General features: G+C 49.2%; 28 protein-coding genes and 1 tRNA gene. 21 read left to right on the top strand and 8 right to left on the bottom strand.

The genetic code is table 11. The annotated features are described in order from the left end of the window. Nucleotides 1–20: 20 nt before the first annotated feature. From remB to dnaA, 5 genes are all read right to left on the bottom strand, one after another. A complete protein-coding gene (remB, locus tag N0M98_RS23505) occupies nucleotides 21–269 on the bottom strand; it encodes an extracellular matrix regulator RemB (RefSeq protein ID WP_249860244.1) in 249 nt (82 codons plus the stop codon). Between the two features lie 34 nt (nucleotides 270–303). Next, a complete protein-coding gene (gene recF, locus N0M98_RS23500; RefSeq protein WP_259619358.1) occupies nucleotides 304–1,413 on the bottom strand; it encodes a DNA replication/repair protein RecF in 1,110 nt (369 codons plus the stop codon). Between the two features lie 48 nt (nucleotides 1,414–1,461). Beyond that, on the bottom strand, nucleotides 1,462–1,677 hold the full coding sequence (gene yaaA / locus N0M98_RS23495) for a S4 domain-containing protein YaaA (protein ID WP_259619357.1): 216 nt from the start codon (nucleotides 1,675–1,677) through the stop codon (nucleotides 1,462–1,464). Between the two features lie 99 nt (nucleotides 1,678–1,776). Further along, nucleotides 1,777–2,919, bottom strand: coding sequence for a DNA polymerase III subunit beta (gene dnaN / locus N0M98_RS23490; protein WP_259619356.1), 1,143 nt, complete (start codon nucleotides 2,917–2,919; stop codon nucleotides 1,777–1,779). 246 nt (nucleotides 2,920–3,165) lie between these two features. Continuing rightward, a complete protein-coding gene (gene dnaA, locus N0M98_RS23485) occupies nucleotides 3,166–4,530 on the bottom strand; it encodes a chromosomal replication initiator protein DnaA (protein WP_259619355.1) in 1,365 nt (454 codons plus the stop codon). 515 nt (nucleotides 4,531–5,045) lie between these two features. Here dnaA and rpmH point away from each other — a divergent pair. The 12 genes from rpmH (at nucleotide 5,046) to N0M98_RS23425 (ending at nucleotide 16,651) form a co-directional block, all read left to right on the top strand. Then, nucleotides 5,046–5,180 carry a 50S ribosomal protein L34 gene (rpmH, locus tag N0M98_RS23480; protein ID WP_028550661.1) on the top strand — a complete coding sequence of 45 codons (135 nt, stop codon included), beginning with the start codon at nucleotides 5,046–5,048 and terminating at the stop codon, nucleotides 5,178–5,180. Between the two features lie 174 nt (nucleotides 5,181–5,354). Continuing rightward, nucleotides 5,355–5,699 carry a ribonuclease P protein component gene (gene rnpA / locus N0M98_RS23475; RefSeq protein ID WP_259619363.1) on the top strand — a complete coding sequence of 115 codons (345 nt, stop codon included), beginning with the start codon at nucleotides 5,355–5,357 and terminating at the stop codon, nucleotides 5,697–5,699. A gap of 77 nt (nucleotides 5,700–5,776) precedes the next feature. Beyond that, complete coding sequence (gene yidC / locus N0M98_RS23470; RefSeq protein WP_249860249.1) at nucleotides 5,777–6,511, top strand: membrane protein insertase YidC; 735 nt, start codon at nucleotides 5,777–5,779, stop codon at nucleotides 6,509–6,511. Further along, nucleotides 6,508–7,125 (top strand): RNA-binding cell elongation regulator Jag/EloR, encoded by a 618-nt coding sequence (gene jag, locus N0M98_RS23465; RefSeq protein ID WP_259619354.1) that lies wholly within the window; start codon nucleotides 6,508–6,510, stop codon nucleotides 7,123–7,125. The genes yidC and jag overlap by 4 nt, the downstream gene beginning before the upstream one ends. A 195-nt stretch (nucleotides 7,126–7,320) precedes the next feature. Next, nucleotides 7,321–8,700, top strand: coding sequence for a tRNA uridine-5-carboxymethylaminomethyl(34) synthesis GTPase MnmE (mnmE, locus tag N0M98_RS23460; protein WP_259619353.1), 1,380 nt, complete (start codon nucleotides 7,321–7,323; stop codon nucleotides 8,698–8,700). A 36-nt stretch (nucleotides 8,701–8,736) separates the two neighbouring features. Further along, complete coding sequence (gene mnmG / locus N0M98_RS23455; RefSeq protein WP_259619352.1) at nucleotides 8,737–10,623, top strand: tRNA uridine-5-carboxymethylaminomethyl(34) synthesis enzyme MnmG; 1,887 nt, start codon at nucleotides 8,737–8,739, stop codon at nucleotides 10,621–10,623. A 1-nt stretch (nucleotide 10,624) separates the two neighbouring features. Next, nucleotides 10,625–11,353: a 16S rRNA (guanine(527)-N(7))-methyltransferase RsmG gene (gene rsmG, locus N0M98_RS23450; protein ID WP_259619351.1), complete on the top strand. Its 729-nt coding sequence runs from the start codon at nucleotides 10,625–10,627 to the stop codon at nucleotides 11,351–11,353. Between the two features lie 536 nt (nucleotides 11,354–11,889). Beyond that, nucleotides 11,890–12,705, top strand: coding sequence for a nucleoid occlusion protein (gene noc, locus N0M98_RS23445; RefSeq protein ID WP_249860255.1), 816 nt, complete (start codon nucleotides 11,890–11,892; stop codon nucleotides 12,703–12,705). Between the two features lie 531 nt (nucleotides 12,706–13,236). Next, on the top strand, nucleotides 13,237–13,995 hold the full coding sequence (locus N0M98_RS23440; protein WP_259619350.1) for a ParA family protein: 759 nt from the start codon (nucleotides 13,237–13,239) through the stop codon (nucleotides 13,993–13,995). Continuing rightward, entirely contained in the window at nucleotides 13,992–14,846 is an 855-nt protein-coding gene (locus N0M98_RS23435; RefSeq protein WP_259619349.1) for a ParB/RepB/Spo0J family partition protein, read from the top strand. The genes N0M98_RS23440 and N0M98_RS23435 overlap by 4 nt, the downstream gene beginning before the upstream one ends. 104 nt (nucleotides 14,847–14,950) lie before the next feature. After that, a complete protein-coding gene (locus N0M98_RS23430) occupies nucleotides 14,951–16,105 on the top strand; it encodes an aminotransferase class V-fold PLP-dependent enzyme (RefSeq protein ID WP_259619348.1) in 1,155 nt (384 codons plus the stop codon). A 51-nt stretch (nucleotides 16,106–16,156) separates the two neighbouring features. Further along, entirely contained in the window at nucleotides 16,157–16,651 is a 495-nt protein-coding gene (locus N0M98_RS23425; RefSeq protein ID WP_259619347.1) for a DUF4446 family protein, read from the top strand. Here the strand turns inward: N0M98_RS23425 and yyaC are convergent. Beyond that, complete coding sequence (gene yyaC, locus N0M98_RS23420; protein WP_259619346.1) at nucleotides 16,623–17,249, bottom strand: spore protease YyaC; 627 nt, start codon at nucleotides 17,247–17,249, stop codon at nucleotides 16,623–16,625. The two genes, N0M98_RS23425 and yyaC, sit on opposite strands and share 29 nt — an antisense overlap. A 115-nt stretch (nucleotides 17,250–17,364) precedes the next feature. Here yyaC and N0M98_RS23415 point away from each other — a divergent pair, with 115 nt between their 5' ends. The 5 genes from N0M98_RS23415 (at nucleotide 17,365) to N0M98_RS23395 (ending at nucleotide 19,686) form a co-directional block, all read left to right on the top strand. Next, nucleotides 17,365–17,598, top strand: a complete 234-nt coding sequence (locus N0M98_RS23415) for a putative Se/S carrier protein (protein ID WP_259619362.1) — start codon at nucleotides 17,365–17,367, stop codon at nucleotides 17,596–17,598. 144 nt (nucleotides 17,599–17,742) lie between these two features. Further along, entirely contained in the window at nucleotides 17,743–18,663 is a 921-nt protein-coding gene (locus N0M98_RS23410) for a mechanosensitive ion channel family protein (RefSeq protein WP_259619345.1), read from the top strand. Between the two features lie 3 nt (nucleotides 18,664–18,666). After that, on the top strand, nucleotides 18,667–18,885 hold the full coding sequence (locus tag N0M98_RS23405) for a DUF951 domain-containing protein (protein ID WP_259619344.1): 219 nt from the start codon (nucleotides 18,667–18,669) through the stop codon (nucleotides 18,883–18,885). Between the two features lie 66 nt (nucleotides 18,886–18,951). Then, nucleotides 18,952–19,042: transfer RNA gene (locus N0M98_RS23400), tRNA-Ser, on the top strand. A 299-nt stretch (nucleotides 19,043–19,341) separates the two neighbouring features. Next, nucleotides 19,342–19,686, top strand: a complete 345-nt coding sequence (locus tag N0M98_RS23395) for a DUF3862 domain-containing protein (protein ID WP_259619343.1) — start codon at nucleotides 19,342–19,344, stop codon at nucleotides 19,684–19,686. 266 nt (nucleotides 19,687–19,952) lie between these two features. On the opposite strand, the gene N0M98_RS23390 is transcribed toward N0M98_RS23395, so the two are convergent. Together N0M98_RS23390 and N0M98_RS23385 are read right to left on the bottom strand one after the other, a co-directional pair. After that, nucleotides 19,953–20,201 (bottom strand): hypothetical protein, encoded by a 249-nt coding sequence (locus N0M98_RS23390; protein WP_249860265.1) that lies wholly within the window; start codon nucleotides 20,199–20,201, stop codon nucleotides 19,953–19,955. A gap of 81 nt (nucleotides 20,202–20,282) precedes the next feature. Next, nucleotides 20,283–20,462, bottom strand: a complete 180-nt coding sequence (locus N0M98_RS23385) for a YjzC family protein (RefSeq protein WP_259619342.1) — start codon at nucleotides 20,460–20,462, stop codon at nucleotides 20,283–20,285. 252 nt (nucleotides 20,463–20,714) lie between these two features. Between N0M98_RS23385 and rpsF the strand changes: the two genes are divergently transcribed. From rpsF to N0M98_RS23365, 4 genes are all read left to right on the top strand, one after another. Next, nucleotides 20,715–20,999 carry a 30S ribosomal protein S6 gene (rpsF, locus tag N0M98_RS23380; RefSeq protein WP_249860267.1) on the top strand — a complete coding sequence of 95 codons (285 nt, stop codon included), beginning with the start codon at nucleotides 20,715–20,717 and terminating at the stop codon, nucleotides 20,997–20,999. Nucleotides 21,000–21,044: 45 nt separating this feature from the next. Then, nucleotides 21,045–21,551 carry a single-stranded DNA-binding protein gene (gene ssb, locus N0M98_RS23375; RefSeq protein WP_249860268.1) on the top strand — a complete coding sequence of 169 codons (507 nt, stop codon included), beginning with the start codon at nucleotides 21,045–21,047 and terminating at the stop codon, nucleotides 21,549–21,551. Nucleotides 21,552–21,572: 21 nt separating this feature from the next. Beyond that, entirely contained in the window at nucleotides 21,573–21,857 is a 285-nt protein-coding gene (gene rpsR, locus N0M98_RS23370) for a 30S ribosomal protein S18 (protein WP_249860269.1), read from the top strand. Between the two features lie 454 nt (nucleotides 21,858–22,311). Then, nucleotides 22,312–22,728, top strand: coding sequence for a CBS domain-containing protein (locus N0M98_RS23365; RefSeq protein ID WP_249860270.1), 417 nt, complete (start codon nucleotides 22,312–22,314; stop codon nucleotides 22,726–22,728). The last annotated feature ends 10 nt before the right edge of the window (nucleotides 22,729–22,738 follow it).

Genomic DNA, 22,738 nt, shown 5'->3' with positions numbered 1-22,738 from the left:
CCACTTTTCCAAGGTAAAATCTAGTTTGTTAATAACTGATGAGCCCGTTTCTTCAAAGTCATGGAGGAGATGGGGGAATAGTACACCTTCGATTGGGTAACTACCAGCGACTTGCTTTCTTCTTCCCCGATCACTTCAACCTTCTTATCTTTGAGTGCGTAGCTGATGAATTGCTTTGATATTTTTGAAGATTTTTCGATGGATAAGTCAAATATGGCAACGAGCTCAGCTGCACGAATAATTTTTTCTCCGCCTAAATGGATGAACATTTCCGCGCCCTCTCCTTATCGCGTGAGACTTTTCTTATGTTAAGCTTCCGTTCCGCACATGAATGACAGAAGCGTTTTCCAACTTGGCTAAATCCACGCTTTCAATTCCGGTCGTCGTAATAAAAGTCTGCACTTTGTTCTGAAACGTCTCGATCAGCTGGGTTTGCCGGGAACGGTCGAGCTCGGACAGGACGTCGTCCAGCAAAAGAATCGGGTATTCCCCGACTTCCTCGCGAATCAATTCGATTTCGGCCAATTTCAAAGAGAGCGCCGTCGTTCTCTGCTGCCCTTGCGAACCGAACGTTTGCACTTCTTTGTCGTTAATATAGAACAATAAATCATCCCGATGAGGGCCCACCAACGTAATGCCGCGCCGCACTTCCTGATCTTTCACCTGTAATAACTTTATCATAAATTGGTCAAATAAAACAGTTTCATCTTCCAGGGCGGCGGAATCGAACGCCGTCGCATAAGCGATACGGATCTGTTCTCCCCCTCCGGTGATCCCGAGATGAATCTTCTCCGCCCATGATTGCAGCTTCTTTATAAAGCTTTGACGTTTTTTAATAATTTTAACACCAAAATTCGCTAATTGTTCGTTCCACACCTCCAGCATGCCGTCTTTGGCATCCTTGGCGTTAAACAGCTGTTTCAAATAATTGTTGCGCTGCGTCAATATTTTCTGATACTGCGACAGATCGTACAAATATGCGGGATGCACCTGGCCGATCTCCATATCCAGAAAGCGCCGGCGGACGGAAGGCGAGCCTTTGACGATTTCCAAGTCTTCGGGCGCGAACATAACGACATTGAGGGAACCGACGAAATTGCTCAGCTTCTTCTGTTCAAGGCCGTTAATCTTCGCTTTCTTCCCTTGTTGAGATATAGTCAGGTCCAGCTGACACGAGCCGTACTTTTTCTCCACTTCACCGTGCAGCAGCGTATGGGAAGCGTTCCATTGGATGAGCTCTTTATCCTGATGAGTCCGGTGAGACTTGGTTAAGGCCAACACAAAGATGGATTCCAACAGGTTCGTTTTTCCTTGAGCGTTGGGACCCACAATGATGTTGACCATATGTCCGGTTTCAAAAAAGACTTCGTCATAGTTGCGATAATGCTGTAAAGACAGCTTTTTCAGTTGCAAAGCAGTTCCTCCTACAGGCTGATGCGAACGCACAGCCGCTTCCAAACGCTAGCCGCGAGCCACTTGAAATTCCCCGCAGCCTTCGACACGCACCCGATCCTGATCAACGAGCTTCTTGCCGCGGCGGTTCTCCGGTTCTCCATTGACGAAAATCGCGGCCTCCTGCAAAAAGCTTTTGGCTTGACCGCCCGTTGAAATGCAGTCCGCGAGCTTGAGAAACTGGCCCAGCGTAATATATTCCGTTTGAATATGGATCGTCTTCATCGTTATTCGATCCCCCTTTTTGCTTGAAGATGGGCGAAGCTCCTCCCGCACGGCCGTTAGTCTCCGTAAGGAACGGCTCCGCCTCTAAAAAACCGCTCGTCAGTTCGTCGTCCGGTAAGGCAGAATCAGCTGCAGCAGGCTGGAAGTTTCCTCCGGCCGGATAATGATCGGCTGCATCGCTCCGGTAAAACCGATGCGGATCAAATCGCCGTCCATCACCTTCAGCGCATCGAGCATATATTTGGAGTTAAACGAAATCCGCAGCAGCTCCCCGGTCAAGCTGGACACCTCGAGCTGCTCCGTTACTTTGCCGAGTTCGGAGGAACTCGAAGAAATCTCGATCGTGTGATCCTCGCGCATAATTAATTTAACGATATTCGTTTTCTCTTCCCGCGAAAGCAAATACGCCCGGTCAATCGCTTCGGCCAGTTGCTGGGAATTAATGACCATCTCGGTTTGAAACGATTGGGGAATCAGCTTGGACGTGTCCGGATACGTTCCGTCCAAAATGCGGGTATAGAAGAGAATGGAGCTCAGTTTAAACAACACCTGATTTTCGGCAAAAATAATGTCGATCAATGTATTTTGGTCGGGCAAAATTTTGGAAAGCTCATTGAGCGTTTTCCCCGATATCGATACGTTGTGCAGCGTAAAATCGGCGTCCACTTCGATATTCGTTTCGCGGCTGCCGAGACGGTGCCGGTCACATGCGGTAAACTTCAGCTTGCGGTCGGCGATCGTCCACAAAATCCCGGTCAAGATCGGCGTCGACTCATTCGTGGAAACGGCAAACGACGTCTGTTTGATCATCGTTTTGAGCAGATCGCTCGGCATTTGGATGCGGCGGTTTTCTTCGATGCTCGGAAGCGTAGGATATTCCTCCGGATCGAGACCGACCAGCTGAATTTCGGAGGAGCCCGAACGAATGGTCGTTTGGAAGTGATCCTTCACTTCGATTTCTACCACTTGAGCCGGCAGCTTCCGTACGATTTCCACGAAAAATTTGGATGAAAGCACGACGCTTCCGGGACGTTCCAGCTCAATGATATGAAGCTCGTTTTTCTCCGCGGGGATAAAACTTTGGATCGATATGTCCGTATCGCTGGCGGTCAGCGTCATTCCGGTAGCATCTGCATCTATTTTGATCCCGCTCAAAATGGGAATGGTCGTCTTGTTCGATATAGCTTTGGATACGTGTTGAATGGATTCGTTCAGATTTTCTTTCAGGATCGTTAACTTCATATTGTCACTCCTATGGTTACGAAAATGATGGAGATGCCATATACATCTATAATACCTTTTTTTTATTAGTAATAGTAGTAGGGGGCCGGGATATGTGGATATGTGCAAAAAAACGCCAAAACGAAAGCCTATCCACATGTGAATAGTTTGTGCATAGGCTTATAGTTATACAGAAACGAAAAGCTACTCACCAAGACTCTGGATAAGTCTTTATCGGAGGCAAGTCCGATCAAGTAGCTTTGTTCATCAAACCGTTATGTTTTTCACTTTCTCCATCAAGTTCTGAATAATCTTGTATAATTCCTGATCGTTCTTCAGCGCCTCCGAGATTTTCTCATGGGCGTGAATGACGGTCGTATGGTCGCGGCCGCCGAACGCTTCGCCGATCTTGGGCAAAGAGAAATCGGTCATTTCGCGGGCCAAATACATCGCGATCTGCCTTGGAAATGCAACCATCTTCGTGCGCTTTCGCGCCTTGAAATCCTCCAGCTTAAGCCCGTAAAATTCCCCGACCTTCTGTTGAATATCCTGAATCGTAATCACCTTCGGCCGGCTGCTGGGGATGATGTCCTTCAGCGCTTCCGCCGCCAAATGCGACGAAATGTCCTCGTTAATCAGCGACGAATAGGCGACGACGCGAATGAGGGCGCCTTCGAGCTCCCGGATGTTCGTATCGATTTGGTTGGCTATGTAAACCATCGCCTCGTTCGGTATTTCCAGGTTCTCCGCCTTCGCCTTTTTGCGCAAAATCGCAATCCGCGTCTCCAGATCAGGCGGCTGAATGTCGGTGATCAGACCCCATTCGAACCGGGAGCGCAGCCGTTCCTCCAGCGTCGGAATTTCCTTCGGCGGGCGGTCGCTGGATATAATAATCTGCTTGCGTTCTTCGTGCAGCGCATTAAACGTATGGAAAAATTCTTCCTGCGTTTGTTCTTTTCCGGCCAGAAACTGAATATCATCTATAAGCAGCACGTCGATGTTGCGGTATTTGTTGCGGAAGCTCTCGCCCCGGTTGTCGCGGATCGCGTTAATGAATTCGTTCGTGAATTTCTCGGACGAGATGTACAGCACCTTGGCGCTCGGATTATGCTCCAGCACGTAATGACCGATCGCATGCATAAGGTGCGTCTTGCCGAGACCCACGCCTCCGTATAAAAACAGCGGATTATAAGCCTTCGCCGGCGCTTCGGCCACAGCAAGAGAAGCCGCATGAGCAAACCGATTGCCCGAACCGATGACGAATGTGTCAAACGTATACTTCGGGTTCATCATGTGGCTGAACGTTTCTTCTGGGACGGCGGACTGGACTTTCACCGGGATGTTCGGCAGGGAGGAGGGAGCGCCGACTGCTTTATCTTCGTCGGACTCGATAATGAATTTCACTTCCGCTGGCTTTCCAAGGTAGTCGAAGATCGTATCTTTAATCAGCTTGGTGTACCGGTTCTCCAGCCATTCCCTGGCGAAATTGTTCGGTGCACAGATGACGACTTTCGACTCGTTGAAAACAACGGCTTTTGTGGATGTAAACCAGGTTTCGAAGCTCGGTTTACTTAGCCTTGTTTGAATAATGGAAAGAACTTGCTGCCATTGCTCGTTCGGATGGCTTTCCACAATGTATTCACTCCTTCAAAAAAATAAGCGGTGTGGCTAAAGCCATACGGGTGTAGAAATCATGCGGGTCGTGTCGTAAAATATCCACATCATTCAGAAGATGCGACGTTTTATTATACAGAGGGGCTGAAAATTGTTCACAAAGATATCCACAGGCTGTTGATAAAATAGTTGATAACCGTTCTCTATCCACAGGATAAGCATTATCATAATAACAAAATATGCAGTGATTATCAATGGATTGTTTCGATTTATCCACATCTTCAAGAGCTTGTGTGCAACTTTTATCAACAACACAAGATATTGTTTATAAGGTGTTATTAGTTCGACAAAACCTGCGCATAAGCGCTTTTTTTTATTCACAGGGGATTTTTTGGCGAATCATCCACAGGCGGGATGCGGGCGGGAGCATGGCAAAACTTTGTCGGAGGGGGAAGTTGACTTTTGGGCTTTAAGATGTTTTAATGTTATAAGGTATTTTTGGGAATGGTATTCCTTTGGGGAGGTGCATATTAATGAGACCGACATACAAACCGAACGTGAGAAAACATAAGAAGGTTCACGGCTTCCGTAAGAGAATGAGTACGAAGAATGGTCGTAAAGTACTCGCTGCTCGTCGTCTTAAAGGAAGAAAAGTATTGAGCGCATAATACAAAAGACCACTGTCAGGTGGTCTTTTTTGTTGTATACGGACCTGTAGCTCCGGCGCTTTGCAGCGGCCGATTGTCCTGGAGAGCGGGGAAGACGGGTTTAAAATTACCGGTTTTGGCGCAGGCTAGTATTGTTTTGGCGGGCGGATCGGTCTAAAGATGGAGAGAACACGCGTGGAGAAGAAAAATCGCTTAACGAAAAGAGAATATTTCGATAAGGTGTACCGCGGCGGCAAATCGATGGCGAATCGCCAGTTTGTCCTCTATTATTATCCGCGCCCGCAGCAGGAGTCGTTTCGCCTCGGGATTTCGGTCAGCAAGAAGCTCGGCAACGCGGTCGTCCGCAACCGGATTCGCCGGGTCGTGAAGGAGATCGTGCGGCTGAACAAGCCGAAATTTGCCGGCGGCTACGACTTTATTCTCATCGCCCGCAAGCCGGTCGTCGGGCTGACTTATCAAGAGGTGGAGAAGAGCATCCTCCATGTGTTCAAGCGAGCATCGCTGTTGGCGCGAAAATAAGGCGATTTCATTTCTTTTTTACGATAAGATATGATATAGTTTATTATTGGAAAAGATTAATCTAGGAGGATATCATTTTGACGCGTCGACTTGCTACGTATTTACCGCTTTTACTATTGTTCCTGGTGCTAGCGGGTTGTACTCCGGCGACGACACCGATCGATCCGAATAACGGGGTGTGGGACAAGTATTTTGTCGGTCCTTTGGCAGAAGTACTCGATTGGTTCGCGGCAAAGCTTTGGGAACAGTACGGATTGTCCATTTTAGTCGTAACAGTTATTATCCGATTGATTATATTACCGCTTACGCTGAAGCAGTACAAGAGCTCGAAGCGGATGCAGGAATTGCAGCCAGAACTGAAGAAGCTTAAGGATAAGTATAAAGACGATCCGAAGAAGCAGCAGGAAGAGACGATGAAGCTGTTCCAAAGTAACGGCGTCAATCCGCTGGCCGGTTGTTTCCCGCTTATCGTGCAAATGCCTATTCTGATCGCATTATATAATGCCATCATGCGCAATCACCACATCGGCGAGCACTCCTTCCTCTGGATGCAGCTCGGAACGAAAGATCCCTATTACATTCTGCCGTTATGCGCCGCTTTGACGACGTTCTTCCAGCAGAAGATGATGAAAACCCAAATGAACCCGCAAATGCAAAGCCTTATGTTTATTTTCCCGGTATTGATCTTCGTCATGGCAATGAATTTCGCCTCGGCGCTGCCGCTATACTGGGTATACAGTAACCTTTTCACGATTGTACAATCATACTTTATTTATGGTGGATCTCAAAATAAGGTGGGCCAGTCGAAATGAAAAAAATAGTGGTTACGGGTAAGTCGATTGAGGAAGCCGTTAAGAATGGCCTTCAGCAATGGAATACCACCGAGGATCGGGTCAAAATACAAGTGTTGGAACAGCCCTCTAAAGGGCTGTTCGGCTTAATCGGCGCCAAGGATGCGAAAGTTGAACTGGAGCTGATTCCCGATGCCATCGAAGAAGCCATTCATTTTTTGGAAGACGTGTCTCGTACAATGAGTTTGCAAATTCGCATAGAGAAGAAGGACGGCAAAGACGGACCGGAGCTGCATCTGTTCGGTTCGGAGCTCGGGATGCTGATCGGCCGCAGAGGGCAGACGCTGGATGCGCTGCAGTATCTCGTCAATATCGTGGCCAACCGGTATTCGAGCTCCCATCTGCGCATCGTACTCGATGCGGAGCAGTTCCGCGAACGGCGCAAAAAGACGCTGGAGGATTTGGCCGACCGCCTGGCCGACCGGGTGATCCGGACCAAGAAGGAAGTCGTATTGGAACCGATGTCGCCGCAGGAGCGTAAAGTAATTCACGCCAAGCTGCAGGATCACGCCAAAGTGCGGACGTTCAGCAGAGGCGAGGAGCCGAACCGGAGAGTCGTTATTGTGTCCAGATAAAATGATCGCAATCGCTGCAATGATGTCATCGTTATGACTCATTGCTTTTTTTCAGTAGAGCGGTCTTTTCTAAGCGGTGAGAACGCACCCCGGGAGGAGGCTGCGCAGAACGTCACCGTTCTTCTAATAAATATATGCCTTCGTTTCGGTTGGTGAAAGAAGCCGTAATTTCAGGCTTGAGAGGTTGGAGTTAATATGATACAAGATACTATCGCAGCGATTTCCACTCCGCTCGGCGAAGGGGGCATTGCGATCATCCGCGTCAGCGGAGACGGAGCCGTGGCTGCAGTGGAGCGTATTTTTACAGGGAAAAGCAAGCTGGCCGAGGTGCCTACGCATACCGTTCATTACGGGCATATTCAAGATCCGGCGACGAAGAGCCGCATCGATGAAGTGCTGGTGACCCTCATGAGAGGGCCGAGATCGTTCACGGCGGAGGATGTGGTCGAGGTCAGCTGTCACGGCGGGTTCGTCTCGGTGAAGAAAGTGCTGGATCTTCTGCTGGAGCAAGACGGGGTGCGTCTGGCCGAACCGGGGGAATTCACCAAGCGCGCGTTTCTCAACGGGCGTATCGATTTGTCCCAGGCGGAAGCGGTGATCGATGTGATCCGGGCCAAGTCGGACCGGGCGCAGCGCATCGCGATGAAGCAATCGGAAGGAAGCTTGTCGAAGAAGATTAAGGAGCTGCGGCACGAGCTCGTCGAGCTGATGGCCCATATCGAGGTCAACATCGACTACCCGGAGCATGATGTCGAAGAGATGACCAATGCTTTCATTAAAGATAAGTGCGTGAAGGCGATGGAGCAAATCGAAAGGCTGCTTGCTACGGCCCAGCAGGGGAAGATTCTTCGCGAGGGGATCGTGACGGCGATCGTCGGCAAACCCAACGTAGGCAAGTCTTCGCTGCTCAATACGCTGGCGCAGGACAATCGCGCCATTGTTACCGATATTCCCGGAACGACGCGCGATGTCATCGAGGAATTCGTCAACGTCAACGGGATTCCGCTCAAGCTGCTGGATACGGCGGGCATCCGCGAAACGGCGGATGTTGTCGAACAGATCGGCGTGGAGAAATCGCGCAGCGCCTTGGCCGATGCCGACTTAATTCTGCTTGTTTTCAACGGGGCGGAACGGCTGCAGGAGGATGAGATGGAGCTGATCGCCCAGCTGAAGGAGAAGCAGACGATCGTGATCGTGAATAAACTGGATTTGCCTCAGCAGATCGAAACGGACGTATTGCTTCGCGAGTTCGGTCCGGAGCGGGTCGTGAAGATGTCGCTATTGGAACAGCAGGGCATTGCCGACTTGGAAAAAGCTATTGCTAGTATTTTTTTCAGCGGTCAGGTAGAATCAAGTGATCTGACTTATGTGAGCAATGCGCGTCATATTTCGTTGTTCAAAAAGGCCAAAAGTTCTCTTGACGAAGCGCTGCAGGCAGCTGAAGCATTCGTTCCTATCGATATGATCCAAATCGATATTCGCAACGCTTGGGAGCATCTCGGCGAAATTATCGGCGATTCGGTCGGAGATTCGTTGATCGATCAAATTTTCTCCCAATTTTGTTTGGGTAAATAATAGAAGCTTGATATAAGCGAGGAGGTAGTTGTAACGATGAGTTATGTTGGAGGAACATACGACGTGATCGTCGTCGGCGCCGGCCATGCCGGCTGCGAAGCGGCGCTTGCCGCGGCCCGGATGGGCTGCGAAACGCTAATGATCACTATTAATCTGGATATGGTGGCGTTCATGCCGTGCAATCCTTCGATCGGCGGCCCGGCGAAAGGGCATGTCGTACGGGAAATCGATGCGCTCGGCGGAGAAATGGGACGCAATATCGATAAAACGTATATTCAAATGCGGATGCTGAATACGGGCAAAGGCCCTGCCGTTCATGCGCTGCGCGCGCAAGCGGATAAATTTCTGTATCAGCATATGATGAAGGAAACGATGGAAAAAGAAGAGAAGCTGACACTTCGCCAAGGCATGGTCGAAGAGCTGATCGTCGAGGACGGCGTCTGCAAAGGCGTCATTACGAAAACCGGCGCGCGCTATATGGCCGATGCCGTCGTCATTACGACCGGAACGTATTTGCGCGGCAAAATCATTATGGGCGAGCTGATGTACGAGAGCGGACCGAACAACCAGCAGCCGGCGGTGAGATTGTCGCAATCGCTGAAGGAGCACGGACTCGAGCTCGTGCGATTCAAAACGGGGACGCCGCCGCGCGTGCACAAAGATACGATCGACTTCAGCAAAACGGTGATTCAGCCCGGGGACGAAAAGCCAAAATTTTTCTCCTTCGAAACGACGGAGGAAGTGCCGAATCAGCTTCCGTGCTGGCTGACGTACACTTCGGAGGATACGCACCGCATCATTAACGATAACTTGCATCGCGCTCCGATGTTCTCGGGGGCGATCGAAGGAACGGGGCCGCGTTACTGCCCGTCGATTGAAGATAAGATCGTGCGGTTCAGCGACAAGCCGAAGCATCAAATTTTCCTGGAGCCGGAAGGCCGCAACACATCGGAATATTATGTGCAAGGTCTATCCACCAGTATGCCGGAAGATGTGCAGCTGAGCATTCTGCGCTCCATTCCCGGTCTGGAAAAGGTCGAAATGATGCGCACCGGCTATGCAATCGAATACGATGCCGTCATCCCTACCCAGCTGAAGCCGTCGCTGGAGACAAAAGCGGTAGAGCGGCTGTTCACGGCCGGTCAAATCAACGGCACCTCCGGATACGAAGAAGCGGCCGGCCAGGGTGTAATGGCCGGGATTAACGCCGCGCGCAAAGTGAAGGGAGAAGAGCCGGTCATTCTGGACCGTTCGCAAGGATACATCGGCGTATTGATCGACGACCTGGTGACGAAAGGAACGAATGAACCGTACCGTCTGCTCACGTCGCGCGCCGAATACCGTCTGCTGCTGAGACATGACAATGCGGATCAGCGTTTGACTCCGGTCGGCCATGAGATCGGCCTGATCAAGGAAGAACGTTACCAACGCTTCCTGCTGAAGCAGCAGCATATTGCCGAGGAGCTCGAACGCCTGAAGACGACCAAGATCAAACCGGTCGAGGCGCAGGAGATGCTGGCTTCGCTCGGCAGCGCGGAGCTGAGCAATTCGGTCGATCTGCTCACGCTGCTTCGCCGTCCGGAAGTCACTTACGCGCATATCCATGCGTTGTCGCCGGCACCGGTGGAGCTGACGGAAGAAGAGATGGAGCAGGTGGAAATCCAAGTGAAGTATACCGGCTATATCGAGAAGCAGCTCGCTCAGGTGGATCGTTTGCGCAAAATGGAGAAAAAGAAAATTCCCGACGATATCCGCTATGAAGACATTCACGGTATCGCAACGGAAGCGAAACAAAAGCTGACGAAGATCCGCCCGATTTCCATCGGCCAGGCGTCTCGTATTTCCGGGGTAACTCCTGCGGACATTTCGATTCTGCTGGTGTATCTGGAGCATTACAATCAAGTGGTAGCGGCTAGAGGTTAATATGGACTTTATACAAACGCAGTTTACAGATAGATTGAAGCAAAAAAATATCATGTTATCCGACGACCAGCTGTCGCAGTTCGAAACGTACTATAAAGAGCTGGTGGAATGGAACGAGAAAATGAATTTGACCGGCATTACCGAGAGAGAGCAAGTCTATGTGAAGCATTTCTACGATTCTCTCTCGGTCGCCTTCTTCGTTCCGATGGAAGAACAGCGGTGCCTGGCCGATATCGGCTCCGGCGCCGGATTTCCCAGCATTCCGCTAAAAATTGTATTCCCTCATCTCCAGGTGACGATAGTGGATTCGCTGAATAAACGGATTCAATTTTTGAACCATTTGACAGAGCGGCTGAATTTATCCGATGTGCAGTGTATTCATGGCCGTGCGGAAGACATTGCGCGGACGCCGGAGCATCGAGATCATTATGATATCGTTACGGCGAGAGCCGTTGCGAGATTGGCCGTATTGAACGAGTTTTGCCTCCCATTCGTCAAGGCCAACGGGCATTTCATTGCCATGAAAGGCAGCGAAGTGGGGGAAGAGGTGCAAGAGGCGGCATTTAGCTTGAAGGAACTCAAAGGAACGCTGGTGCAAACCCATTCCTTTGAGCTGCCGGACCAAGAGGTATCCAAGCGGCATCTCGTTATTATCCGGAAGACGGCAGCCACGCCTGCCAAGTATCCCCGCAAAGCGGGAACGCCGCTCAAGTCCCCGTTGGTTCGTTAAAATCGAATGCTGTTTCACGTGGAACACTTTACCGTAAAACAATGTGCGATGAGCATCCGTTATCTATCATACGAGAAAAGTTATTTTTTAAGGCTTCTTTTACGAAGCCTTTTTTCTACATAAGAGACTAAGCTTTTTATGAATGACAGCAGCCCGTTTTGATTTAAAATGTTGCACCAACTGCTGCGCCAAAGCGGGCCGGGGATTTTTGAACAAGCCCAATGCCTTATCACTGCATGAGCAAAATCGGGGTACAGCGCGGCAGTCATCTTACTACGGAAAAAGGGGGATTAATATTGTAAGCACCGTTGGCAATGAACGCCGGCGGGTTTCTGAAAAGAGCTTCATGCGTGCTCATGGAAAGCAAGTTATCGGGTTGAATCTGCATCATTATGGACAGTACTTATTTGTTCACTTATTTTTCATGGACTTCTCTAATTCCACATGCAGGAAATTCCGTATTCTTGGAGAATTATATACATTGTAGAGTAAAAGTTTCGGTTCATATTTACGGCAAAAGATCGGGTGGTAAATTAATGAAAGAACAGATCTCAAAGTTGTTTGGATTTACGGAAAAAACTTCGGCGGATGAAATCAAGAATATTTCTGTGCATGACATTATTCCGAGTCCGTATCAGCCTAGAACGATTTTTGACGATGAACGAATTGATGAACTGTGTCAAACCATTAAGACTCATGGCGTCATTCAGCCGATCGTTGTGCGTATTCGAGATAATATATATGAATTAATTGCGGGCGAGCGCAGATGGAGAGCGGTGAAAAAGCTCGGAATGGCGACGGTTCCCGCTATTATTCGCGACTTCAACGATTCGCAGGCGGCTTCCATTGCGCTTATCGAGAACTTGCAGCGTGAGGGGCTTACCGCAATTGAAGAGGCTTTGGCTTACCAGCAGCTGATCGATTTGCATTCGCTTACACAAGAGAGTCTTGCACAGCGCTTGGGCAAGAGCCAGTCTACGATCGCCAATAAAATTCGCCTGCTGAATTTGAGCGAGCCAGTGAAGCTTGCCTTGATGGAACGGAAGATTACGGAGAGGCATGCCCGTGCGCTGCTGTCTCTGGATCAGGAAGAGCTGCAGGTTAAGGTGTTGGAGGATATTTTATCCAAAGAGCTTAACGTAAAGCAGACGGAGGCGAGAATTCAACTGCTGAAGGAGGCCGTCAAGCAAAAGAAAGCGAAACGGATTTCGTTCTCCAAGGATGTGCGCCTTGCGCTGAATACGATTCGTCAATCCGTCGACATGGTTACCTCGTCCGGCCTGCAGATTAACACGACGGAACAGGATTACGAGGATCACTATGAGATCGTAATCAAGATACCGAAGCGATAAGCCCCTTGGTTAAAGGTTGTTTTAGCGCCGATAGGAATGGTGCTTTTTTGCATCGACGCTTTAGCAAACTTAAACATTCCTATACGGTAAAAAATATAGTATGATAGAAGAGTAGATTTTTTGGGGATTTTCGACAAGGCTATTCTTCATTTTTTGTGCTGCAAGCCAAGCGGCTATCGTTTTCGAAAATCAAACATTTTTTTCGCGTATCTGCGATCCAATCAACCTCTACATACGGTCTTTCAGCGATGAGAAGGCCATGATAGAGGTTTTCTCGCCACATAGGAGTATGCATTCCTTCTGCTTGCAATCGGGCAGTTCAGGGAAAATGCCTGTGGCGTTAAAACCGGCCGCTAACGAAGCTCTTTCTCTTCGAAAGACTAAGGTAGAGGCTTTCTCCATGGTTTCGTTTTTATTCAATGTCATGAAATAGCCTTTATTGTCCCCGCAGCTCTGAATGTTTCGTGCGCATGAGCGAGTATGATGACCTGATCTTGCTCGTACTTAGTATTTTATTGAGGTGAAATGATTTTGTCTAAGATTATCGCAATAACGAATCAAAAGGGTGGGGTAGGCAAAACGACAACATCCGTGAATTTGGGAGCGTCTCTAGCGTCTTTAGGTAAAAAAGTGCTATTAGTAGATATTGACCCCCAGGGAAATACGACGAGCGGAATCGGAATCAATAAGGCGGACGTTGTTTATTGCATTTATGACGTGATCATTAACGATATTCATCCCAAAGAAGCGATGGTGGATACGGCGATACCGAATTTAAAGATTATTCCTGCGACGATTCAGCTGGCCGGAGCGGAGATCGAGCTGGTACCCACCATTTCGCGCGAGGTACGGTTGAAAAAATCGCTGCATCTGGTCAAGCATTTGTTCGACTATGTGCTGATCGATTGTCCGCCTTCTTTGGGTATTCTTACGGTCAATTCGCTAACGGCCGCCGATTCCGTCATCATACCGATTCAATGCGAGTACTATGCGCTGGAAGGGTTAAGCCAGCTGTTGAATACCGTTCGGCTCGTTCAGAAGCATTTGAACACGTCTTTGCAAATCGAAGGCGTGCTGCTGACGATGTTCGATGCCAGAACGAACTTGGGGATGCAAGTCATTGAGGAAGTGAAAAAGTACTTCCAGCAAAAGGTATATCAAACGATAATCCCGCGAAATGTTAGATTGAGTGAGGCGCCTAGCCATGGTCAATCGATTGTAACTTATGATCCGCGATCAAAGGGAGCCGAAGTCTACATGGAGCTCGCAAAGGAAGTGATCGCACTATGAGTAAGCGACTAGGAAAAGGCTTGGACGCATTGCTGCCGGCCTTAAGCATCAACGACGACGATAAAGTCGTAGAAATTCCATTGTCTCAGCTTCGGGCCAATCCGTACCAACCTAGAAGAACGTTCCATGACGAATCGATCAATGAATTGGCAGCTTCCATTAAAGAGCATGGGGTCATTCAGCCAATCATCGTTCGCACCGTACTGAAGGGCTATGAGATTATCGCCGGAGAACGCCGGTTCCGGGCATCGCAAGTATGCGGAATGGCAACGATCCCGGCCGTAGTGAAGAAATTTAGCGACCAGCAGGTAATGGAAATTGCGCTGATCGAGAACGTGCAGAGAGAAGACCTTAATGCAATGGAAATTGCCGTCGCTTATCAGGCGCTAATCGATCAATTTTCGCTGACGCAGGAAGAGCTGTCGGTAAAAGTAGGGAAGAGCCGTTCCCATATTGCCAACTTTTTACGGTTGATTCATTTGCCGGAGGAAGTCAAACAATATGTTTCACGTGGAACATTGTCGATGGGCCATGCGAAGGCTATCGTCGGGCTGAAGGATGCCAAGCTGATTAAAGCGCTGGCTGAGCTGGCGATCAAGGAGCAATGGAGCGTTCGGGAACTCGAAGAAGAAGTGAAAAGACTGGAAGAAAAGGCCGATACGAAGAAATCTTCCGCCAAGGCGAAAAAGAAGGACCCGTACATTAATGAATTGGAAGAAACGCTTCGCGAAGTATATCGGACTACGGTGAAAATTAAACATAACAACAATAAAGGGAAGATCGAGCTGATGTACTATTCCAAAGACGATTTGGACCGATTGTTGGAGCTGCTGCAAGGGAAAATATCGTAAATACCTTAAGGCGAGTAGATGGATAAACCGGTAGCATATCTTGTTATTGCCTTTGTTTTAGGGCAGACTAGATATGCTACTTTTTGTGAAGGAAGGTGGAAAACGTGCAAGTAGCTTATTTTGATCATGCCGCATCTTCGTGGCCCAAACCTCCGGAGGTGCTGGAGGCTATGCAGCAATGCATGCTGGAATATGCCGCTAATCCCGGTAGAGGAAGCCACCAAATGGCGGTAAGGGCAAGCCGTACGCTGTTCGAAACGAGAAAAAGTCTTGCCAAGCTGTTCGCCGTGAAAAATCCGAATGATATATCATTTGCTCAAAATACAACGATGGCTTTAAACCAGGCGATTCTGGGCTTTGTGAAAGATGGAGATCATGTCGTCTGTACATCGGTGGAACATAATTCTGTGCGCAGACCGCTTGAATTTTTGAAAAAAACGAAAGGAATCTCCGTCACTTATGTCGCCACAAACGAAAAGGGCGAGTTGAATATCGACGATGTGGCCGCAGCGATCACGACGAATACGAAGCTTCTTGTATGCAGCCATAGCTCCAATCTGCTAGGCAGTATCTTACCCGTAGAACAAATGGGCGAACTATGCCGGCAAAAAGGCGTTGCATTTCTCGTCGATGCCGCGCAGTCGGCCGGTACCTTGCCTATCGATGTCGGTCGTATGGGTATCCATCTGCTCGCATTCCCGGGGCATAAAGGCTTGTTGGGACCGCAGGGAACCGGGGGGCTCTATATCGATCCCGAGCTCGAACTCGTTCCGCTGATGCATGGGGGGACGGGAAGCCAATCCGAGGCGATCGACCAGCCGACGGTGCGGCCTGACCGCTATGAATCGGGAACGCAAAATACGGTCGGTATTGCGGGCTTGAATGAAGGCGTGAAGTTCGTATTGAGGGAGACAACGGAGAAAATACATAAAAAAGAATGGGAGCAGACGCAGCGGATTATGGCGGGGCTGATGGAAATTGAAGGAGTGAAGGTGCTGGGACCGGATTTGGGGCAAAATAAGACCGGTATCGTCACTTTTACCGTACATGAAGCCGACTCATCGGAGATCGCCTTCATCCTCGATCACTCATTCCAAATTGCCGTGCGTTCAGGCTATCACTGCTCCCCGCTCGCTCATGAAAGCGCCGGGACCATGGAGCGCGGCGCGGTCCGTGCCAGCGTCGGCTATTTTACATCCGAGGAAGAAGTCGACCGGCTCATTGCTGCGGTCAAAGAAATCGCCAAGCATGTAAAGTGAAAAAATCAGGAGAAGAGATAAGAAACACAACGGCATAGGGGGACAGAAAGTATGGGGGAGCTGCTGGAACTGCTGGATATGAAGGTGCTTGTCATCTTCATGACTGCTGTTTTGCTTTTGTTTTTAATACTGGTGATCGTGTTATGGAGCAAGCTGAACAAGCTGCGTAAACAATATATGAATATGTTAAATGGCGGCAGCGACTTGAATATCGAAGAAGCGTTGATCCGAATCCAGGAGCAGGCGACGGTGCTGGAAGCCGAATACGAAAAATCCCAGCAGCAAATCGCGGGGATTATGTCTCGTATGAAAAAAATGAAATCCAATGTCGGCGTTTACCGTTATAATGCCTTTGCCCAAAACGGCAGCGATTTAAGCTTTTCCGTCGCGGTGCTCGACGATGAGCTGGACGGGGTTGTGTTGACCGGTATTCATAACCGCGAGGAGACCTACGTGTATGCGAAGCCGGTTTCGCAGGGCCAGTCCGAATATGTGCTCTCTCCGGAGGAGAAGGAAGCTATCCATCGAGTCGGGCAAAAGAAGTAGAAGCCGTCATGCTGTGGGTTACCGCCGCTTCGAATGACTTGGCGATGACGTCTGCCATACTCATGACCAGGCTTAATCTTGTATTTTGCAGGACGAAATATTCCATAAAGCCGCCGACATTGACGATTCCGGTAATGTGCATGTCGCCCACCGGAGGGAGTTCTTTGTTCACGCCGGCTCCCGGCTTGACGGGGCCGCTGCCGATCTGAATACAGCCGACGCTGGTCAGCTGCCCGAGGCAGGCATCGATTGCGATAATGAACGGATCGCTGAATTGCTCTTGAATCGTTTGAAGCGTATCTTTCAAATTCATCGCATGTACGGGTTGTTCCAGTGTGCCGTAGAGATGAATGCCGTCCAAACGGAATTTTCTCAGCTGAGTGCCGACAAGTGGTCCCAAGGAATCTCCGGTGGAGCGGTCCGTGCCGACGCAAATAATAATAATAGGTTGGTGGGAAGGGACTTGATCGAGAATGGTAGAAAGCTTCCCGGACAAAATCTCGATGATGTTGCTCTCGGTATGCGGAACTTTCAAGGCCGGAGCGGTTTCCTGAGGAGCAGGGGCGTTGACGGCGTCTCTATGAAAAGGCAATTTCATATAATGACCCTCCATTTGCTAGGAGATAAAAGCATTTTTACTAGTATACGGAAAGAGAATGTGAATTATACGTAACCTTGGAAATAAAAAAAGGGAGGCGTTCGGTTTGCTTCTTATGGCGTTTGATTCGACGCAGCAGGCTTTAAGAGCGGAGATGCTGCTCGAATATGCGGATATTGAAAACGATATGTGCCCTACACCCAAACAAATAACCGCGGGCTGCGCACTGTCCCTTGAATTTCCCGAGGATTCGCTGGAGGAAGTGAAGGCGATTATAAGAGAAGAGAGGGTGGAGATCCGAGGAATCTATTCCAAAGTGGGCGACCGATATGTTAACATGGAGCTATGAGTCTGTCCAATGAACCATGTAGAAGGTATATATGCAAAATGACAGTGATTAAGTAGCGTTACGGCAAAATAAGCAGTCATTATTTTCATTCGCTATGCACAAAGGTAACTCCGTTGGACAGACTCTTATGAGGTGGTGTAAAGCATGGATCAGTGGGTTCGTCTGTTCCTTGCTGAAGATAAGGCAGGAGCGGATGCGGCAACTTGGCTGCAATTTAAAGAGCAAATCGTGAATTACGTATCCAATCCTGATGTTTGGATGAACTATTTGTTCATCGTCATAAAGGTCATCGTTATCTACACTGCCGCAAGACTGGTGACCAAATTCGCCGATAAAACGCTGCAGCATATGCTGGCAGGGCGTGAGAAAAGCCCATTGAAGTTTGATACGCGAAGAACGAAGACGATCGGCAAGCTGATCGGCAATATAACTACGTATGTAGTTAATTTCATCATGATCCTGATGATTTTGAATCAGTTTGGAATTCGGCTGGAGCCGCTGCTGGCCGGGGCCGGAGTCGTCGGTCTGGCGGTAGGATTCGGCGCGCAAAGTCTGGTTAAGGACGTCATTACCGGATTTTTCATCATATTCGAAGATCAGTTTGCCGTAGGGGACGTTATTCAAACGGGGAATTTCAAAGGAACGGTGGAGGAAATCGGTCTGCGCGTCACCCGGATCAAGAGCTGGACAGGGGAAGTGCATATTATCCCTAACGGGACGATAACCCAGGTGACTAATTTCTCGGTCAATAATTCCGTGGCTGTGGTGGACGTGTCCGTTGCCTATGAAGAAGACGTGGACAAAGCACTGGCCGTTATGCGGGAAACCGTGCTGCAAAACTACGAAACCAATGTCAATATGGTCAAAGCGCCGGAAGTGCTCGGCGTCCAGTCGTTGGCGGGAGTGAACATCACGCTGCGCGTTACCGTGGAGTGCAAGCCGAATATGCAATTCGCCGTCGCCAGAGAGCTGTATGCGGAAATTAAAAAAGCTTTCGATTCGCACGGCATTGAAGTTCCTTATCAACGAGTGGTCAATTTTCATAAAAACGAAAGGGGAGAGTGAGCCATGGAAAGAAAGCAGTATCAATTGGGCGATATCGTACAAATGAAGAAGCCTCACCCCTGCGGTACCAATGAAATGGAAATTATTCGTCTCGGTATGGATATCCGGATTAAATGCGTAGGATGCAAACATAGCGTATTGGTGCCCAGAGCGAAGTTCGAAAGCAAGCTGAAGAAGGTGCTGCGATCGAGCGAGGAACCGTCTTCCGATGCGCAAAAATAATTAAGAAAAAGGCTTGCATTCGCAAGGGGAGTTATGCTATTATAACTCTTGTCCCTTTTGGAATGCGGAAAGGTACCCAAGAGGCCCAAGGGGGCTGACTCGAAATCAGCTAGGCGGCGCAAGCCGTGCGTGGGTTCGAATCCCACTCTTTCCGCCACTTATACTATTGAATTACATAAGATTGTTATATGGAAGCGAGATCGGCGATCTGCGCTTCATAAGATAAGACCCTTTTGCGTTGAAGAGAACGCGAAAGGGTCTTTTTGTTGTTCCAGTGAAGGTGATGCAGCCGTTATTTACTGCCGATAATGGGGATTCCCGTGGGCGATTGCGAATCTGCTGCTTGATGGAGCCTGTACCCGATCAAGGACTCTAGACGGATTGACGGGTGCCGTGGGTTTCTTATAGTATGCTAACAAGGAAATGGAATAATATAGGAACTGATGGAGGGAAATGATGAAATTTCAGTTTGCGATTATGGCATGCGCAATCGCAGTCTCCTTGACGGGATGCGGCGACAAACCGGCGGCAACCAGCGAACCGGCTGCAGTGACGAAGTCGGGGGAAGCCGTGACGATTACGAAGGATAAGTTCGAAGCGGTCGAGAACGGAATGACCTATGAGAAAGTAGTTCAGGTCGTTGGCGGGCCGGGTGAACTGATGTCCGAGGCAGGCAAGAAAGGCGATGCGATGCACACGGTTGTGTACAGCTACAAGGGTGAAGGCTCGGCAGGAGCCAATGCCATATTCACGTTTCAAGGCGGCAAACTGGCGGCTAAGGCGCAAGCGGGTCTGCAATAACCGTATCAATGCCAGGCTGACGACATGGGTTTTCGGCAGCAGGGCGTTTTGTATTTCTGAAGATCGTAAGCGGCGAAAAGGCGAGCACGGATGCGCTGTGGATAGAAAGGCTGCCTTAAAGGGCACTGTGTAAATGTGTATAACCTGACCGACGAAGATGTGGATAGTCTGCTGTGAGGAGTTATCAACATGTGAGTAAACGGACGCTTGTCAACGACAGAAACGAGCCTTCCCTGAATAACCCGAGGGAAGGCTTTGTTCGGCTGTCAGTAACGGCTTTTTTTGCGAACAGAGAACAGATCGACGACATAGCCGATCACCGCCCAGGATAAAATCGTCAGCGTGTACAGAGTGACGGGATTGACGTTCTCGTAGCCGACGATCGGATAGAACCAGGCAGGCACGCTGAGGCAGTAAAATAAAATATAGATCGGCTCCGATTCGTGACCGAAGTAATGAACTAGACTGAGAACGGCGCCGACGACGGCCAATATTATCGTAACGGGATATCGCATACGGGATGCTCCTTTAATTATAGTTGGAAAAGCTCCCTCCGCACGGGCAGCCGAGGCCAGCCTAAGGGAGGGAGGAGCGGGCTAGTATTTACGCTTCCACTTCCGGTTGTGATTGGAGGTGTCAGGGAATTTGTCGCCTTTTTTCAACGTGATGATTTTGGGGTTGTTAATCCCCATATGAAAGGCGTTTTCCCCGATCTCCATATACTCGCCGTCATTGGGAGCTGAATCTCCAGGACTGAACTGGCTCCATTCGCCCATAGCTGGTCACCTCCTGTACGAAAGTGTAATGTTAGCTTTTCCTTCCTTTATAAAATGCATGAGCCGTAAAATTTACCAAGGGGCATAAGCGGGAGGAGCCGGGTCAGGACCAGACGCTGGGGAGGGAGGAAAAGAACTTGTATTTGGGCTGCAATTTTGCTATAGTATTATGGTGCGAGTTTTGATAGCAATTGATAATCTCGCTCCTTGCTCCTCACATGAGGGGCCGTTAGTCCAAAAGGAGGTGAAACCATGCGCAAATATGAAGTGATGTACATCATTCGTCCGGACATCGAGCAAGAGGTTGTTCAATCTACGATTGAGAAGTTCCAAAACATCATCAACAACGGTGGCGAAATTACGAAGCACGATGTAATGGGTAAACGCCGTCTTGCGTATGAGATCAACAAGTTCCGCGATGGTCACTACGTGTTGGTTAATTTTAACGCTAACAACGAAGTTATCACAGAGCTTGACCGTGTGATGAAGATTTCCGATGAAGTCATTCGTTACCTGATCACTAAAGACGTAGCGTAAGACAAGGCATACGTGCCGTAATTGACATGCTGGGAGGGTTTTAGGTTGCTAAATCGTGTGATTCTAATCGGAAGGCTGACTCGTGACCCTGAATTACGCTATACCCCGTCGGGCGTTGCCGTGACGACATTTACGCTGGCTGTGGATCGTCCTTTTACGAACCAGCAGCGCGAGCGTGAAGCGGACTTTCTTAATATTGTGACATGGCGTCAGCTTGCTGAAACATGTGCCAATTATTTGCGTAAAGGCCGGCTTGCGGCAGTGGAAGGCAGAATTCAAATTCGCAACTACGATAATAATGAAGGCCGGCGTGTATACGTCACCGAGATTATTGCCGATAACGTGCGGTTTTTGGAATCTGCTAACAGCGGCGGCGGCGGTCAACGCGAAGAAGGAATGAGCGGCGGCGGCTATGGACAAAGCCCGCAAGGGCAAGGATACGCGTCAACAAGCCAAGGTCAACAGCGTTACGGTGGACAGCGCGACAATCAAGATCCGTTCCAGGATGACGGAAAACCGATTGATATTTCCGATGATGATTTGCCATTCTAACGTAGAAAGGACTGAAAATCGATGAGTTTCCAAAAAAGAGACAACGGCGGCGAAGAGCGCGGCGAGCGTAAATTCGGCGGTCGTGGTAAAAAAGGCGGCAAACGCCGTAAAGTGTGTTACTTCACTGTGAACAAAATTACTCACATTGATTATAAAGACATCGATACGCTGAAGAAGTTTATCTCCGAGCGCGGCAAGATTCTTCCACGCCGTGTAACAGGAACTTCCGCTAAGTACCAACGTATGCTGACGATCGCTATCAAGCGTTCTCGTCAAGTGGCGTTGCTGCCATACACAACGGAATAGTTGCATGAACCGATAAAAGACAGCTCGGGAAACCGGCTGTCTTTTTTATTGTTTAGGAAATGATGCGCAGCAAAATCCTGTGGATATCCGTGGGCTCCCCCGAAAGTAATGTCTACCCATTACCCATAGAACGATCCCAGAGGAAGGGTTAGACGCCGATCCAGCCTAGGCTGGATGCGGACGGAATAAGCTTCAGAGCATCACGTCACTACCCTGGAAATTACTCTTGGTACCCCATTTCCATTGTCTGTGGTGCCGCGTCGGCGGCATGGATGGCTTTTGGGGGATTTGTTCTATTATGGTACAAAATGGGGCATAGTGAAGCCGGCCCTTCATTTTGGTAAAATAGAAGGGCGGGGGCGGATGAAGGCGTATATCTTCCTTTCGCGTCATAGTGTATTATGAAGAGGACCCTGCATATAGCGGAAGTCCAGTTTGGAAAGGGTGGCTTTTGGTGAATATCGCATTTTTTCTTGTGCCCAAAGATGACGTCATTTATTTATCCCCTCATTCGACGATGCGACAAGCTTTGGAACGAATGGAATACCACCGCTATTCGGCGGTGCCTTTGATCGACGAGCACGGCAAATACGCGGGCACGATAACGGAGGGGGACTTGCTCTGGAAGCTTAAGCATTCTCCTGACATCGGATTTGAAAATGCGCATAAAGTTTATCTTAAGGATGTGCCCCAGCATATGGCGATTAAGCCGGTGCGGATCGATCAGCAGATGCAGGACTTGATCACGCTCGCCACCAATCAAAACTATGTTCCGGTTATCGACGATAACGAGGTTTTCATCGGCATCATTCGAAGAAGAGAGATTATCGATTACTGCTTCAAGCTGTGGCAAGCCGAACAAAACATTTAAAATTGTGGTA

The sequence above is a fragment of the Paenibacillus doosanensis genome (assembly GCF_025060755.1).
GTDB lineage: Bacteria > Bacillota > Bacilli > Paenibacillales > NBRC-103111 > Paenibacillus_S > Paenibacillus_S doosanensis.
This window is presented reverse-complemented; position numbering and strand designations above follow the sequence as displayed.

Bases quoted from the DNA above. Each gene is read 5' to 3' on its own strand.
- dnaN (WP_259619356.1), bottom strand. From the start codon at position 2,919: ATGAAGTTAACGATCCTGAAAGAAAATCTGAACGAATCCATTCAACAC.
- yyaC (WP_259619346.1), bottom strand. From the start codon at position 17,249: ATGAAATTGCCTTTTCATAGAGACGCCGTCAACGCCCCTGCTCCTCAG.
- N0M98_RS23415 (WP_259619362.1), top strand. From the start codon at position 17,365: ATGGCGTTTGATTCGACGCAGCAGGCTTTAAGAGCGGAGATGCTGCTC.
- N0M98_RS23395 (WP_259619343.1), top strand. From the start codon at position 19,342: ATGAAATTTCAGTTTGCGATTATGGCATGCGCAATCGCAGTCTCCTTG.
- rpsR (WP_249860269.1), top strand. From the start codon at position 21,573: ATGAGTTTCCAAAAAAGAGACAACGGCGGCGAAGAGCGCGGCGAGCGT.
- rsmG (WP_259619351.1), top strand. From the start codon at position 10,625: ATGGACTTTATACAAACGCAGTTTACAGATAGATTGAAGCAAAAAAAT.
- rpmH (WP_028550661.1), top strand. From the start codon at position 5,046: ATGAGACCGACATACAAACCGAACGTGAGAAAACATAAGAAGGTTCAC.
- jag (WP_259619354.1), top strand. From the start codon at position 6,508: ATGAAAAAAATAGTGGTTACGGGTAAGTCGATTGAGGAAGCCGTTAAG.
- remB (WP_249860244.1), bottom strand. From the start codon at position 269: ATGTTCATCCATTTAGGCGGAGAAAAAATTATTCGTGCAGCTGAGCTC.
- N0M98_RS23390 (WP_249860265.1), bottom strand. From the start codon at position 20,201: ATGCGATATCCCGTTACGATAATATTGGCCGTCGTCGGCGCCGTTCTC.
- N0M98_RS23410 (WP_259619345.1), top strand. From the start codon at position 17,743: ATGGATCAGTGGGTTCGTCTGTTCCTTGCTGAAGATAAGGCAGGAGCG.
- mnmE (WP_259619353.1), top strand. From the start codon at position 7,321: ATGATACAAGATACTATCGCAGCGATTTCCACTCCGCTCGGCGAAGGG.
- N0M98_RS23385 (WP_259619342.1), bottom strand. From the start codon at position 20,462: ATGGGCGAATGGAGCCAGTTCAGTCCTGGAGATTCAGCTCCCAATGAC.
- yaaA (WP_259619357.1), bottom strand. From the start codon at position 1,677: ATGAAGACGATCCATATTCAAACGGAATATATTACGCTGGGCCAGTTT.
- mnmG (WP_259619352.1), top strand. From the start codon at position 8,737: ATGAGTTATGTTGGAGGAACATACGACGTGATCGTCGTCGGCGCCGGC.
- N0M98_RS23425 (WP_259619347.1), top strand. From the start codon at position 16,157: ATGGGGGAGCTGCTGGAACTGCTGGATATGAAGGTGCTTGTCATCTTC.
- noc (WP_249860255.1), top strand. From the start codon at position 11,890: ATGAAAGAACAGATCTCAAAGTTGTTTGGATTTACGGAAAAAACTTCG.
- N0M98_RS23405 (WP_259619344.1), top strand. From the start codon at position 18,667: ATGGAAAGAAAGCAGTATCAATTGGGCGATATCGTACAAATGAAGAAG.
- N0M98_RS23435 (WP_259619349.1), top strand. From the start codon at position 13,992: ATGAGTAAGCGACTAGGAAAAGGCTTGGACGCATTGCTGCCGGCCTTA.
- rpsF (WP_249860267.1), top strand. From the start codon at position 20,715: ATGCGCAAATATGAAGTGATGTACATCATTCGTCCGGACATCGAGCAA.